Source organism: Arenimonas sp., assembly GCF_041919775.1.
Classification (GTDB): Bacteria; Pseudomonadota; Gammaproteobacteria; order Xanthomonadales; family Xanthomonadaceae; genus Arenimonas.
The window spans coordinates 222,263-235,086 of the sequence record NZ_JAYRTE010000002.1 but is presented as its reverse complement, the minus strand read 5'-3'; the positions used below and the strand labels follow the sequence as shown (position 1 = coordinate 235,086).

Here is a 12,824-nt window from a genome sequence, read left to right as displayed (position 1 = left end):
TAACCCAGCGCAGGTGAGGGTGATGCCGCGGGCGGTGCATCCGCTATCATTGGGCTTCTTCCCGCGGGACCCCTGATGCGCGTACTGGTAAGCAATGACGATGGCGTGGAAGCCCCGGGCATCCGCGTCCTGGCCGAGGGCCTGCGTGCCGCCGGCCACGAAGTGACGGTGGTGGCGCCCGACCGCGACCGTTCCGGCGCCAGCAATTCGCTCACGCTCGACCGCCCGATCCGCGTGCGCCAGCTCGACGAGCGCACCTGGCGGGTCGCCGGCACGCCCACCGACTGCGTGCACCTGGCCCTGACCGGCCTGCTGCTCGCCGACCCGGACATCGTGCTTTCGGGCATCAACACCGCGGCCAACCTGGGTGACGACGTCATTTATTCCGGCACCGTCGCCGCCGCGATGGAGGGCCGTTTCCTCGGTCATCCGGCCATCGCGCTGTCGCTGGTCACCGACGAGACCTCCGCGCGCCACTACGAAACCGCGGCGCGTGCGGCGCTGGAGATCACCGCCCGGCTGCTGGTCGACCCGCTGCCGGCCGACACCATCCTCAACGTCAACGTGCCGGACCTGCCCTGGGAAGAACTGCGCGGCTACGAGGTCACGCGTCTCGGCCACCGCCATCGTGCCGAACCCTGCGTGCAGCAGGTCGATCCGCGCGGTCGCCCGATGTGGTGGATCGGCCCCGCCGGCCCCGAACAGGACTCGGGTCCCGGCACCGATTTCCACGCGGTCCGCACGGGTTACATTTCCATCACGCCGATCCACGTCGACCTGACGCGCTACCAGGCGCTGGACAAGGTCGCCAGCTGGGTCGGCGCCCTGGGTGAAGGGATGAACCTCAAGGCATGATGCCGCGCTACCAAATCCGTCCGGAAGCCAAGGGCCTGGGCATGACCTCGCAGCGCGCCCGCGACCGCATGGTCGAGCGCCTGCGCAGCGAAGGCGGCATCGCCGACGAACGCGTGCTGACCGCCATGCGCACCGTGCCGCGGCACCTGTTCCTGGACGAGGCGCTGGCCAGCCGCGCCTACGACGACACCGCGCTGCCGATCGGCAATGGCCAGACCATCAGCCAGCCCTGGGTGGTGGCGCGCATGACCGAGGCCCTGGTCGAACACGGCCTGCCCGCGCGCGTGCTGGAAGTCGGCACCGGATCGGGCTACCAGGCTTCGGTGCTGGCGACGCTGGGCCTGGAAACCTACAGCGTCGAGCGCATCGAGGAACTGCTGCGCGTCGCGCGCCGCCGCTTCCGCCACCAGGGACTGAACGTGCGCACCCGCCACGACGACGGCCGCGCCGGCTGGCCCGAATACGCGCCCTTCGAAGGCATCCTGGTCACTGCGGGCGCCGCGGCGATCGAGCCGGCGCTGCTGGAACAGCTTGCCGAGGGCGGCACGCTGGTGGCCCCCGTCGGCGGCCCCAACGGCCAGCGCCTGCTGCGCATCCGCCGCGTGGACGGCCAGCTGCTCCAGGAAGACCTGGGTGGCGTGGTGTTCGTGCCCCTCCTGCCCGGAACGCTCTGAATGAAGCTGTTCGGACCGCTTTACGACTACTGCCGCAAACTCGCCGCGCATCGTCATGCGCCCTGGTACCTCGGCGTCATTTCCACCATCGAATCGATCTTCTTCCCGGTGCCCACCGACGTGATGCTGGCGCCGATGGCGCTGGCCAAGCCGGACCACTGGTGGCGCCTGGGCCTGCTGACCACGGTGACGTCCGTGCTGGGCGGCGTCATCGGCTATGGCCTGGGCTATTTCGCCATCGACGCGGTGATGCCGCTGATCGAGCGGGTCGGCTACGACGACACCTATGCGAAGGTGCAGGACCTGTTCCGCGAATACGGCGTCTGGATCATGTTCGTCGCCGCCTTCACGCCGATCCCGTTCAAGGTGTTCACCGTCGCGGGCGGCGCCGCGGCGATGCCGCTGCTGCCCTTCGTGCTGGCGTCGCTGGTCGGCCGCGGCCTGCGGTTTTTCCTGGTCGCCTGGGTCGTCGCCAAGGGCGGCCCGAAGGTGGAGCCGCTGTTCCGCCGCTACATCGAAACCATCGGCTGGGTCATCGCGGTGGTGATCCTGGGCGCCATTGTCTGGTTGAATATGCGCGGATGAGCATTTCCTTCGCCCGCGCCGTGGCCTGCCTGCTCGTGATCGCGCTGCTCGCCGGCTGCGGACATTCGCGCGTGGTCAAGCGCGAGGGTTCGCGCGCCGAGCCCGCCCGCGCCGCCCAGTCGGTGCCGCGAAGCGGCGACTACACGGTCCGGCGCGGCGACACCCTGTACGGCATCGCCTTCCGGCACGGCCTGGACTACCGGGAAGTCGCCAGCCTCAATCGCATCGGCCCGCCGTACACGATCTACCCGGGACAGACGCTTCGCCTGCGGACCCAGGCGGCCAAGCCGGCCGCAGCGCGCGTGACCGCCACGCCCGCCCGCCGCAGCAGCGAACCGGCGGCAGGGTCGCGCCTGGCCTCGCCGGAGCGTTCAACGGCGCCGACGGTGACCCGGCCGGTGACCCCGGTGGCCCCGGTGGCAACGCCCGCGCGCCCGACGTCGGCGCCGGCAGTGCCTGCCGTGCCGGATGCGGCCCCGGCCAGCGGCGCCTGGCGCTGGCCCACCCAGGGCCAGGTGATCGGTCGCTTCGTCGCCGGCGATCCCAAGCGCCAGGGCCTGGACATCGCCGGCAACGCCGGCCAGCCGGTCGTGGCCGCCGCCGACGGCGTGATCGTCTATTCGGGCTCGGGGCTGGTGGGTTACGGCGAGCTGATCATCGTCAAGCACAGCGACGAATGGCTGTCGGCCTACGCCCACAACCGCCGCCGGCTGCTGGGCGAGGGCGCCCAGGTGAAGGCCGGCCAGCAGATCGCCGAACTCGGCCGCAGCGGCACCAGCCGCGACATGCTGCACTTCGAGGTGCGCCGCAACGGCAAACCGGTGGATCCGATGCAGGTGCTGCCGCGCCAATAGCCGCCTTGTAGGAGCGCCTTCAGGCGCGAAGTTCTTCTTGGCCAAAGGCCAAGTCAAAAGATTCGCGCCTGAAGGCGCTCCTACGGGGGCTTTATCAGCCGGGCAGCAGGAAGGCGGCGACGACCTTGCGGCCCTCGGTGGCCAGAACGTTGAAGGTGCGCGCCGCGGCGGCGTTGTCCATCACTTCCAGGCCGACGCCGCGCGTGAGCATGGCAGCCATGACCGCGGGCGAGGGGAAACGCTGGCGCGGACCGGTGCCCAGGATCGCCACGGAGGGCTTCAGGTCCAGCAGGGCTTCCATGTGCGAAGGCTCGAGATCGTCCACCGAGGCCGGGCCCCAGGCTTCCAGCAGCTGGTTCGGGGCAAGCACGAAGCTGGCGTCCAGCGACTGCTGGTTCACCAGGACGGTGCTGGCGGTCGTGCCGCGCAGCACATAGGTGAAATCCGGGTTTTCCTGCGAAAGCTGCACGCTTGCCCCTGCGCTGTCAGTTCCGGGGCAGGACGATCAGCGGCTTTTCGTCGCGGCGGCGGTAGAACACGGCCACGTTGCCGATGCGGGTGACCAGCGCCGCGTCGGTGCGGTTTGCCAGCTCGGCGATCCACTCGTCGCGCAGTTCGCGGTCGCCGGCGTGGATCTTCACCTTCAGCAGCTCGTGGTGCTCCAGGGCCAGGGTGGCCTCGGCGACCAGGGCGTCGGTGATGCCCTTGGCGCCCACGATCAGCACGGCCTTGAGGTCATGCGCCAGGCCGCGCAGGTAACGTTTCTGGGTGTTGCTCAGGGCGGTGGCCATGGTCTCGCGGGCGGCTCGGAAGGGTCGCTAGGGTATCATGGCGGCCCGCCCCCCCCAGTAAAGGCCATGGCCCGCAGCCGCAGCAGCCAGCGTTGGCTCAAGGAGCACTTCGACGACCCCTTCGTGAAGAAGGCCCAGTCCGAGGGCATGCGCTCGCGCGCGGCCTACAAGCTCGAGGAGCTGCTGGAGCGCGACCGCCTGCTCAAGCCGGGCATGGTGGTGGTGGACCTGGGCGCGGCCCCGGGCGGCTGGTCGCAGGTGGTGCGCCGGGACCTGGGCGAGCGCGGCCGGGTGCTGGCGCTGGACATCCTGGACATGCCCCCGATCGCCGGGGTCGAGTTTATTCACGGCGATTTCAGAGAGGACGGCCCATTGTCCGAACTGGAGACCCTTCTCGACGGTGCGCCGGTGGACCTTGTGCTTTCCGACATGGCCCCCAATATGACTGGCGTGGATACCGTGGACCAGGCCCGGGCGATGTACCTGTCCGAACTGGCCCGCGATTTCGCGGACAAGCACCTCAAGGTCGGAGGCGCGTTCCTGATCAAGCTCTTCCAGGGCGAAGGCTTCGACGCCTACGTCAAGGAGCTCAGGACGCGCTACGACAAGCTGGTGATCCGCAAGCCCGCGGCGTCCCGGCGCCGCTCAAACGAAGTCTATGCGCTGGCCACCGGCAAGCGACGAGGAAGCAAGTGATGAACGACCTGGCAAAAAACCTCCTGCTCTGGCTGGTCATCGCCGTCGTGCTGATGGCGGTGTTCAACAGCTTTTCGACGCCGGGGGCCGCCACTTCGGAGCTCAGCTACAACCAGTTCATCGAAGAGGTGAAGAACGGGCGCGTTTCGCAGGTGAACATCGCCGAGGACAAGATCTCGGTCACCGGCAAGCGCACCGACAACTCGGTGTTCACCACCGCGGCGCCGGACGACTCGCGCCTGCTCGACACCCTGTTCGAGAACGACGTCGAGATCACCCAGGAAAAGCCCAAGCCGCGTTCGCTGCTGCTGAGCATCCTGTTCAACCTGCTGCCGGTGGCGCTGATCATCGGCTTCTGGTTCTGGATGATGCGCAACATGCAGCAGGGCGGCGGCAAGGGCGCGATGAGCTTCGGCAAGTCGCGGGCCAAGCTGCAGGGCGAAAACGACGTCAAGGTCACCCTGGCCGACGTCGCCGGCTGCGACGAGGCCAAGGAAGAAGTGGGCGAGCTGGTCGAGTTCCTGCGCGACCCGGGCCGCTTCCAGAAGCTGGGCGGCAAGATCCCGCGCGGCGTGCTGATGGTCGGCCCGCCGGGCACCGGCAAGACCCTGCTGGCGCGCGCCATCGCGGGTGAGGCCAAGGTGCCGTTCTTCTCGATCTCCGGTTCGGACTTCGTCGAGATGTTCGTCGGCGTCGGCGCCAGCCGCGTGCGCGACATGTTCGAAACCGCCAAGAAGCACGCGCCCTGCATCATCTTCATCGATGAAATCGACGCCGTCGGCCGCCATCGCGGCGCCGGCCTGGGCGGTGGCCACGACGAGCGCGAGCAGACCCTGAACCAGCTGCTGGTGGAGATGGACGGCTTCGAGGGCGGGGAGGGCGTGATCGTCATCGCCGCCACCAACCGTCCGGACGTGCTGGACCCGGCGCTGCTGCGCCCGGGCCGCTTCGACCGCCAGGTCACCGTCGGCCTGCCCGACGTGCGCGGCCGCGAGATGATCCTCAAGGTGCACATGCGCAAGGTGCCGATCGACGACGACGTCGAGGCGATGACCATCGCGCGCGGTACCCCCGGCTTCAGCGGCGCCGACCTGGCCAACCTGGTCAACGAGGCGGCGCTGTTCGCGGCCCGCGAAAACGCCAAGTCGGTGCGCATGGAGCACTTCGACCGCGCCCGCGACAAGATCCTGATGGGCGCCGAGCGCCGCTCGATGGCGATGAGCGATGACGAGAAGAAGCTCACCGCCTACCACGAGGCCGGCCACGCCATCGTCGGCCGCGTCGTGCCCGAGCACGACCCGGTCTACAAGGTGACGATCATCCCGCGCGGCCGCGCGCTGGGCGTCACGATGTACCTGCCCGAGGGCGACAAGTACTCGTACAACCGCACCCACATCGAGTCGATGCTGTGCTCGCTGTACGGCGGCCGCGTCGCCGAGGAGCTGATCTTCGGCGCCGACAAGGTCACCACCGGCGCCAGCAACGACATCGAGCGCGCCACCAAGATGGCCCGCAACATGGCCACCAAGTGGGGCCTGTCGGACGAACTCGGCCCGATCGCCTACAGCGACGAGGAAGACGAGGTGTTCCTGGGCCGCTCGGTCACGCAGCACAAGTCGGTTTCGGACGACACCGCCCGCAAGATCGACGAGGTCGTGCGCGGCATCCTCGACCGCGCCTACCAGCGCACGAGGGAGATCCTCACGGACAACATGGACAAGCTGCACGTGATGGCCGAGGCCCTGCTGACCTACGAAACCATCGACGCGCAGCAGATCGACGCCATCATGGAAGGTCGTCGCCCGGGTCCGCCGTCGGACTGGGCCAAGTCCGGCCGCATCTCCAAGGACGATCCGGGCACCGGCCCGGCCGCCGGCCCGCTGGGCGGGCCGATGCCGCAGACCTGACCGCGTCGCTGTAATGTAGGAGCGCCTTCAGGCGCGAATCTCTTCTTTGCCAAAGGCGAAGTCAAAAGATTCGCGCCTGAAGGCGCTCCTACATTTTTTCGGGGATTCCCTATGTTCGACCTGACCCCGCAACTCGACTGCGCCGGCCGCGTACTCAAGTTCGACGTGCCGCGCGTGATGGGCATCGTCAACGTCACGCCGGACTCGTTTTCCGACGGCGGTAGCCACGACTCCACCGAAGCCGCCGTGGCCCACGGCCTGCGGCTGGCCGCGGAGGGTGCGGACCTGCTCGACGTCGGCGGCGAGTCCACCCGGCCCGGCGCCGGCGAGGTGCCGGTTGATGAAGAACTGCGCCGGGTGATCCCGGTGATCGAACGCCTGGCCGCCGAAACCTCGCTGCCCATCTCGGTGGACACGTCCAAGCCCGAAGTCATTCGCGCCGCGGTCGCCGCCGGCGCCGGCCTGGTCAACGACGTGTTCGCGCTGCGTCGCGAAGGCGCGCTGGAAGCCGCCACGGCCGCCGGCGTGCCGGTGGTGCTGATGCACATGCAGGGCGAGCCGCGGTCGATGCAGGACGCGCCGGAATACGACGACCTGGTCGGCGAGGTGCACCGCTTCCTGGCCGAACGCATCTTCGCCTGCGAGATGGCCGGCATCCCGAAGAAATCGATCGTGCTCGACCCCGGCTACGGCTTCGGCAAGACCACGGCGCACAACCTGCTGCTGCTGCGCCAGCAGTCGCGCCTGCTCGACCTGGGCCTGCCGCTGCTGGCCGGGCTGTCGCGCAAGCGCAGCCTGGGCGAGATCACCGGCAGGGACGTGGGCGAACGCGTGCATGCCTCGGTCGCCGCCGCCGTGCTGGCCGCTGAGTACGGGGCGCGCATCCTGCGCGTGCACGACGTCGCGGCGACCGTGGATGCACTCAAGGTCTGGGCCGCGGTGGCGGCCCAGCCGGCGCCGCGTGCCATGGAGGCCGCGAAGCAGACGATTCGCTGGCCCGACGACGACTGATCCACGCCCTGGACACTCCTTGACCAAAGGGTCTGGCGACCGCGCGGGGACTGGCTCGTGGCGTTTCATCCACAGGCGTTCTCCCAGGCTTGTCCACAGGCCCTGTGGATTTCAGGCACTGCCGATCCGGCTTGCCCGGAAGCCCTCGACCCGCGGGTCGACCACGCGGTGCCACAGCGGTGGCACCAGGGCCAGCACGAACATGGACGCATAGCCGCCCGGCAGCTGCGGGCTGTCGGGATGGTGGCGCAGGATCGCGTAGCGGCGCTTGGGAAAGGCGTGGTGGTCGGAATGGCGCTGCAGCTGGAACAGCAGCAGGTTCGACAGCGCGTAGTCCGAGTTCCAGCTGTGCAGGTGGGTGGTGCGCTCGTAGCGGCCGTCGTCGCCGCGCCTCCGCTCGAGCCCGTAGTGTTCGATGTAGTTGATGATTTCCAGCGAACCCGCCGCGAACAGTCCCTGCAGCAGGAAAAACCCCAGCCCGACGGGACCGAGCCAGGCCAGGAACACCGCCGCCAAGCCCAGCCAGGCCAGCGTCCAGCCGATCATCTCGTTGCGCCGGTGCAGCCAGGGCAAACCAAGGCCCTGGAGGCGGCGGGCTTCCAGTCGCCAGGCATTGAGCGTGTTGCGCCACATCGCCCGCGGCAGGAAATGCCACAGCGACTGCCCGAGGCGCGCGCTGGAGGCGTCTTCGGGCGTGGACACATGCACGTGGTGGCCACGCAGGTGTTCGATCTTGAAGCCGTGGTAGCCGACGCTGGCCAGCAGCAGGCCACCGACGAAGGGTTCGAGCCGGCCGTCCTTGTGGATCAGTTCGTGCGCGGTGTTGATCGCCAGGATGCCGCCGACGATGCCCTGCGAAAGCAGCCAGCCCGCGGAGCCGGCCAGGCCGAATCCGCCTTCCACGAACCACTGCGCCGACCAGGCCAGCACGGAAAGATGCACCGGCAGGCAGGCCAGCGTGAGGCCGCGGAACCAGGGGCTGTGGGAAAGCTCGCGCTCGCGTCCGGGCGGCACGTTCACCGGGTCATGGCCCAGCGCGTAATCGGCCAGCGGAATCAGTACGAACAGGAAAAACAGCGGGAACCAGGCCATCAGGTCCGGATGGCCGGTGAGCAGACCCAGCCACGCCGCCAGTGGCATCAGCGCGGGCACCACGAAGACCAGCAGGAAGGCGAAGCGCTTGGCGTTCGGCACGGCGGTCGGACCCACGGTAACCGGGCCCCAGCATACCCCGGACGCCGCGCCGTTCAAGGGGCAGGGCGGCGGCGAAGCCGTTAAGCTAGGTGGCCGCCCGAATCCCCAGGAGCCCCCATGGACTGGACGTCCCCGCTGCACATCACCTTCGCCATCTACATCCTTGGCATGGTCGGCATCGGCTTCGTGGCCTGGTATTCCACCAAGAATTTCGACGACTACATCCTCGGCGGCCGCTCGCTGGGAAGTTTCGTCACGGCGCTGTCGGCCGGCGCCTCGGACATGAGCGGCTGGCTGCTGCTCGGCCTGCCGGGCGCCTTCTACGTCGGCGGCTTCTCCGAAGCCTGGATCGCGATCGGCCTGGTGATCGGCGCGTGGGCGAACTGGCGCTACGTGGCGGCGCCGCTGCGCCTGTACACCGAGCGCAGCCAGAACGCGCTGACCCTGCCGGACTATTTCACGCACCGCTTCGAGGACCGCAACAAGCTGCTGCGCTCGGTGTCGGCGGCGATCATCCTGGTGTTCTTCGCGGTGTATTGCGCGGCGGGCATCGTCGCCGGCGCGCGCCTGTTCGAGTCGGTGTTCGAAGTGCCGTATGCGCAGGCGATCTGGTACGGCGCCGCGGCGACCATCCTCTACACCTTCGTCGGCGGCTTCCTGGCGGTCAGCTGGACCGACACGGTGCAGGCGACGCTGATGTTCTTCGCGCTGATCCTGACCCCGGTCTTCGTGGTGCTCAAGCTCGGCGGCCCCGAAACCGCCATCACGCTGGTCGAGCAGGTGGACCCGGCCAACCTGCAGTTCTTCAAGGGCGCGACCGTGCTGGGCGTGGTGTCGCTGCTGGCCTGGGGCCTGGGCTATGTCGGCCAGCCGCACATCCTGGCGCGCTTCATGGCCGCCGAATCGGTGCGCACCATCCCGGCGGCCCGCCGCATCGCGATGACCTGGATGATCCTGTGCCTGGCCGGCGCGATGGGCGTGGGCTTCTTCGGCATCGCCTGGTTCGAGGCCAACCCGGCCCGCGCCGGCGCCGTGGCGGAAAACCCCGAGCGCGTGTTCATCGAGCTCTCGACGCTGCTCTTCAATCCCTGGATCGCGGGCATCCTGCTGTCCGCGATCCTGGCGGCGGTGATGAGCACGCTCAGCTGCCAGCTGCTGGTCTGCTCGAGCGCGATCACCGAAGATTTCTACAAGGGCTTCCTGCGTCCCAAGGCCGGCCACAAGGAACTGGTCTGGGTCGGCCGCTTCGCGGTGCTGGTCGTGGCGCTGCTGGCGATCTGGCTGGCCGCCGATCCCGACAGCCGCGTGCTGGGCCTGGTCAGCTACGCCTGGGCCGGTTTTGGCGCGGCCTTCGGTCCGGTGGTGGTGCTGTCGCTGTTCTGGAAGGGCACCACGCGCAACGGCGCCCTGGCCGGCATGATCGTCGGTGCGCTGGTGGTTATCGGCTGGAAGCAACTCGACACCGGCCTGTATGAAATGGTGCCCGGCGTGGCGCTGGCGACGCTGGCGATCGTGCTGGTAAGCCGCTTCGGCCGTGCGCCGTCGCCGGCGATGCTGGGCCAGTTCGATGCCGTGCACGCCGAACTGCGGCGCAGCGAGGGCTGAGCATGCGCGACACCCGCCCGCTGGCCGTTGCCCTGATGGGGCCCACGGCCTCGGGCAAGACGGCGCTGGCGGTGGACTGGTGCCAGCAGCTGGACACCGAAGTCATCAGCGTCGATTCGGCGCTGGTCTACCGCGGGCTGGACATCGGCTCGGCCAAACCCGATGCCGCCACGCTGGCGCTGGCGCCGCACCACCTGGTGGACGTGCGCGACCCGCACCAGGTGTTTTCGGCCGCCGATTTCGCCCGCGAGGCGCTGCCGCCGATGCTGGCTCTGGCCGAGCGGGGCAGGGTGCCGCTGCTGGTCGGCGGCACCGGCCTGTACTTCAGTGCCTTGTTCGACGGTCTTTCGGAACTTCCGGAGGCCGACCCCGCGGTCCGCGCCGGCATCCTCGCCGAGGCGGCCGAACGCGGCTGGCCGGCACTGCACGCGGAAATGGCCGCCGCCGACCCGGCGGCCGGCGTGAGAATAAAACCCGGCGACAGCCAGCGGATCACCCGCGCGCTGGAGGTCTGGCGGCTCACGGGACGCGCGATCAGCGACTGGCAGCAGGCGGGTGTCCGCCGGCCGTTCCCGTTCCGCGTGCTGCGCCTGGTCCTGGCTCCGGCCGACCGGGCCGTGCTGCACGCACGTATCGAAAAACGCTTCGACCAGATGCTCGGGCAGGGTTTCCTGGACGAGGTGCGCCGCCTGCGCGCCGACCCGCGCCTGCACCCGGACCTGCCTTCGATGCGGGCGGTCGGCTACCGCCAGGCCTGGGCGCACCTTGAAGGCCAGACCGACGCCCCCACGTTCCGGGAGCAGGCCATCGCCGCGACGCGGCAGCTGGCCAAGCGACAGATCACCTGGCTGCGCGCGCGCACCGAGGCCCTGTGGCTGGACCCACAGGCTGAACGGGCCCTCGCGGAGCAGCGCCTGGCGGCCTTCCTGGCCCGCCCGGCCGGGTTCTAGCTGCTAGACTTCCGGGCATTCGCGGCCCCGGACCCTTTGGCCGCAAATCGCGCCCAGCTGGCGCGCCACAATAAGAAGACGGAGTCCAAAGATGTCCAAAGGCCAATCCCTCCAGGATCCCTTCCTGAACGCCCTGCGCCGCGAGCGCATCCCTGTTTCGATCTACCTGGTCAACGGCATCAAGCTGCAGGGCACGATCGAGAGTTTCGACCAGTTCGTGGTGCTGCTGCGCAATACGGTCAGCCAGATGGTCTACAAGCACGCCATCTCCACCGTCGTCCCGGCGCGCAACGTGCGCATCGGTCCGGGTGGCGCCCAGGCGGCTTCGGCCAACGGCGACGACGAAGAAGCGGGCCAGGAAGATTGATCCGCGTGACGACTGATGTTTGAGCGCGCCCGCAAGGGCGAACGTGCCCTGCTGGTGCAGCCGCACCCGCCGGGCCTGCAGGATCCGTCCCGCCTCGAGGAATTCACCGAACTGGCCCACTCGGCCGGTGCCACCGTGGTCGGCACCGTGCCGGCGCGCGTCGAACGGCCGAACCCGGCGTACTACATCGGCACCGGCAAGCTCGAGGAAGTGAAGTCTGCCTGCGAGGCGACCGAAGCCGACCTGGTGCTGGTGAACGAGCTGCTGACGCCGGCGCAGGAACGCAATCTCGAGCGCGTGCTCAAGCGCCGCGTGGTGGATCGCACCGGCCTGATCCTCGACATCTTCGCGCAGCGTGCGGCCAGCCACGAAGGCAAGCTGCAGGTCGAACTGGCCCAGCTCAAGCACTGGGCCACGCGCCTGGTGCGCGGCTGGACCCACCTCGAACGCCAGCGCGGCGGTGCGATCGGCCTGCGCGGCCCGGGCGAAACCCAGCTCGAGCTCGACAAGCGCATGCTGCAGAAGAAGCTCGAATCGGTGCGCGCGCGCCTGGACAAGGTCGAGGTGCAGCGCACCCAGATGCGCCGGGCGCGCATGCGCAACGACATCCCGCGCGTCGCCCTGGTCGGCTACACCAATGCCGGCAAGTCCACGCTCTTCAACATCCTGACCAACTCGGGCGTCTACGCCGACGACCGCCTGTTCGCCACGCTCGACCCGACCACGCGGCGCATCGACGGCGTGGCGCCGCTGGTGCTGTCGGACACGGTCGGTTTCGTGCGCGACCTGCCGCATGAACTGGTCGCCGCCTTCCGCTCGACGCTGTCGGAGGCGCGCGACGCCGACCTGCTGCTGCACGTGGTGGACGCCGCCGACGAGCTTCGCGACGAGCGCATCGGCCAGGTCGACACGGTGCTGGCCGAAATCGGTGCCGGCGACATCCCGCAGGTGCTGGTGTTCAACAAGATCGACCGCATCGAAGGCGCCGTGCCCCGGCGCGATCCGGAGGTCGAGGGCCGTGAGCGGGTCTGGCTTTCCGCGAAGACCGGCGACGGCCTGGATGGCCTGCGCGAGCTGCTGACCGACCGTTTCCTGGACCGTCGCGTCGCCGGTGAACTGGCGCTGGGCCCGGCCCAGGGCCGTCTGCGCGCGCGCCTGCACGAGGTCGGCGCCGTGAAGACCGAGTCAAGCGACGAAACCGGCTGGCGCCTTCACATCGACCTGCCGCGCGCCGTTGCCGAACGCCTGGCCGACGAGCCGGGCGGCGATGCCCTGTCCGGCCTCTTGCTTGTGGCCCCCGTCGCCCCTACCTACAATCCCGAGACCACCTGATGC

The 12,824-nt window shown here is 69.1% G+C and carries 14 protein-coding genes; 11 read left to right on the top strand and 3 right to left on the bottom strand.

The annotated features are described in order from the left end of the window. The first annotated feature begins 75 nt into the window (after nucleotides 1-75). From surE to ACE3TE_RS02500, 4 genes are read left to right on the top strand one after another with little or no spacing between them, the layout of a single operon-like run. A complete protein-coding gene (gene surE, locus ACE3TE_RS02515; protein WP_374601863.1) occupies nucleotides 76-855 on the top strand; it encodes a 5'/3'-nucleotidase SurE in 780 nt (259 codons plus the stop codon). Continuing rightward, entirely contained in the window at nucleotides 852-1,529 is a 678-nt protein-coding gene (locus ACE3TE_RS02510) for a protein-L-isoaspartate(D-aspartate) O-methyltransferase (protein ID WP_374601861.1), read from the top strand. The genes surE and ACE3TE_RS02510 overlap by 4 nt, the downstream gene beginning before the upstream one ends. After that, entirely contained in the window at nucleotides 1,530-2,114 is a 585-nt protein-coding gene (locus ACE3TE_RS02505) for a YqaA family protein (RefSeq protein ID WP_374601859.1), read from the top strand. Next, on the top strand, nucleotides 2,111-2,968 hold the full coding sequence (locus tag ACE3TE_RS02500; protein WP_374601857.1) for a peptidoglycan DD-metalloendopeptidase family protein: 858 nt from the start codon (nucleotides 2,111-2,113) through the stop codon (nucleotides 2,966-2,968). The genes ACE3TE_RS02505 and ACE3TE_RS02500 overlap by 4 nt, the downstream gene beginning before the upstream one ends. A 94-nt stretch (nucleotides 2,969-3,062) precedes the next feature. Here the strand turns inward: ACE3TE_RS02500 and ACE3TE_RS02495 are convergent, their stop codons facing one another. Both ACE3TE_RS02495 and yhbY read right to left on the bottom strand, forming a co-directional pair. Beyond that, nucleotides 3,063-3,437: an Mth938-like domain-containing protein gene (locus ACE3TE_RS02495; RefSeq protein WP_374601855.1), complete on the bottom strand. Its 375-nt coding sequence runs from the start codon at nucleotides 3,435-3,437 to the stop codon at nucleotides 3,063-3,065. A gap of 16 nt (nucleotides 3,438-3,453) precedes the next feature. Then, the gene (gene yhbY / locus ACE3TE_RS02490; protein WP_374601853.1) at nucleotides 3,454-3,759 is read right to left on the bottom strand and encodes a ribosome assembly RNA-binding protein YhbY; all 306 of its coding nucleotides are present in this window, start codon (nucleotides 3,757-3,759) and stop codon (nucleotides 3,454-3,456) included. A gap of 66 nt (nucleotides 3,760-3,825) precedes the next feature. Between yhbY and rlmE the strand changes: the two genes are divergently transcribed. From rlmE to folP, 3 genes are all read left to right on the top strand, one after another. Next, complete coding sequence (gene rlmE, locus ACE3TE_RS02485; protein ID WP_374601852.1) at nucleotides 3,826-4,455, top strand: 23S rRNA (uridine(2552)-2'-O)-methyltransferase RlmE; 630 nt, start codon at nucleotides 3,826-3,828, stop codon at nucleotides 4,453-4,455. Beyond that, nucleotides 4,455-6,362: an ATP-dependent zinc metalloprotease FtsH gene (ftsH, locus tag ACE3TE_RS02480; protein ID WP_374601850.1), complete on the top strand. Its 1,908-nt coding sequence runs from the start codon at nucleotides 4,455-4,457 to the stop codon at nucleotides 6,360-6,362. The genes rlmE and ftsH overlap by 1 nt, the downstream gene beginning before the upstream one ends. A 111-nt stretch (nucleotides 6,363-6,473) precedes the next feature. Further along, nucleotides 6,474-7,373, top strand: a complete 900-nt coding sequence (gene folP / locus ACE3TE_RS02475; RefSeq protein WP_374601848.1) for a dihydropteroate synthase — start codon at nucleotides 6,474-6,476, stop codon at nucleotides 7,371-7,373. A gap of 111 nt (nucleotides 7,374-7,484) precedes the next feature. Here folP and ACE3TE_RS02470 read toward each other — a convergent pair whose 3' ends face one another. Next, nucleotides 7,485-8,582, bottom strand: a complete 1,098-nt coding sequence (locus tag ACE3TE_RS02470) for an alkane 1-monooxygenase (protein WP_374601846.1) — start codon at nucleotides 8,580-8,582, stop codon at nucleotides 7,485-7,487. A gap of 102 nt (nucleotides 8,583-8,684) precedes the next feature. Between ACE3TE_RS02470 and putP the strand changes: the two genes are divergently transcribed. From putP to hflX, 4 genes are all read left to right on the top strand, one after another. Then, the gene (putP, locus tag ACE3TE_RS02465; protein ID WP_374601844.1) at nucleotides 8,685-10,172 is read left to right on the top strand and encodes a sodium/proline symporter PutP; all 1,488 of its coding nucleotides are present in this window, start codon (nucleotides 8,685-8,687) and stop codon (nucleotides 10,170-10,172) included. A 2-nt stretch (nucleotides 10,173-10,174) separates the two neighbouring features. Beyond that, nucleotides 10,175-11,122, top strand: a complete 948-nt coding sequence (miaA, locus tag ACE3TE_RS02460) for a tRNA (adenosine(37)-N6)-dimethylallyltransferase MiaA (RefSeq protein ID WP_374601842.1) — start codon at nucleotides 10,175-10,177, stop codon at nucleotides 11,120-11,122. A 91-nt stretch (nucleotides 11,123-11,213) separates the two neighbouring features. Next, entirely contained in the window at nucleotides 11,214-11,489 is a 276-nt protein-coding gene (hfq, locus tag ACE3TE_RS02455; protein WP_374601840.1) for an RNA chaperone Hfq, read from the top strand. A 15-nt stretch (nucleotides 11,490-11,504) separates the two neighbouring features. Next, entirely contained in the window at nucleotides 11,505-12,821 is a 1,317-nt protein-coding gene (gene hflX, locus ACE3TE_RS02450; RefSeq protein ID WP_374601838.1) for a ribosome rescue GTPase HflX, read from the top strand. Nucleotides 12,822-12,824 lie beyond the last annotated feature (3 nt).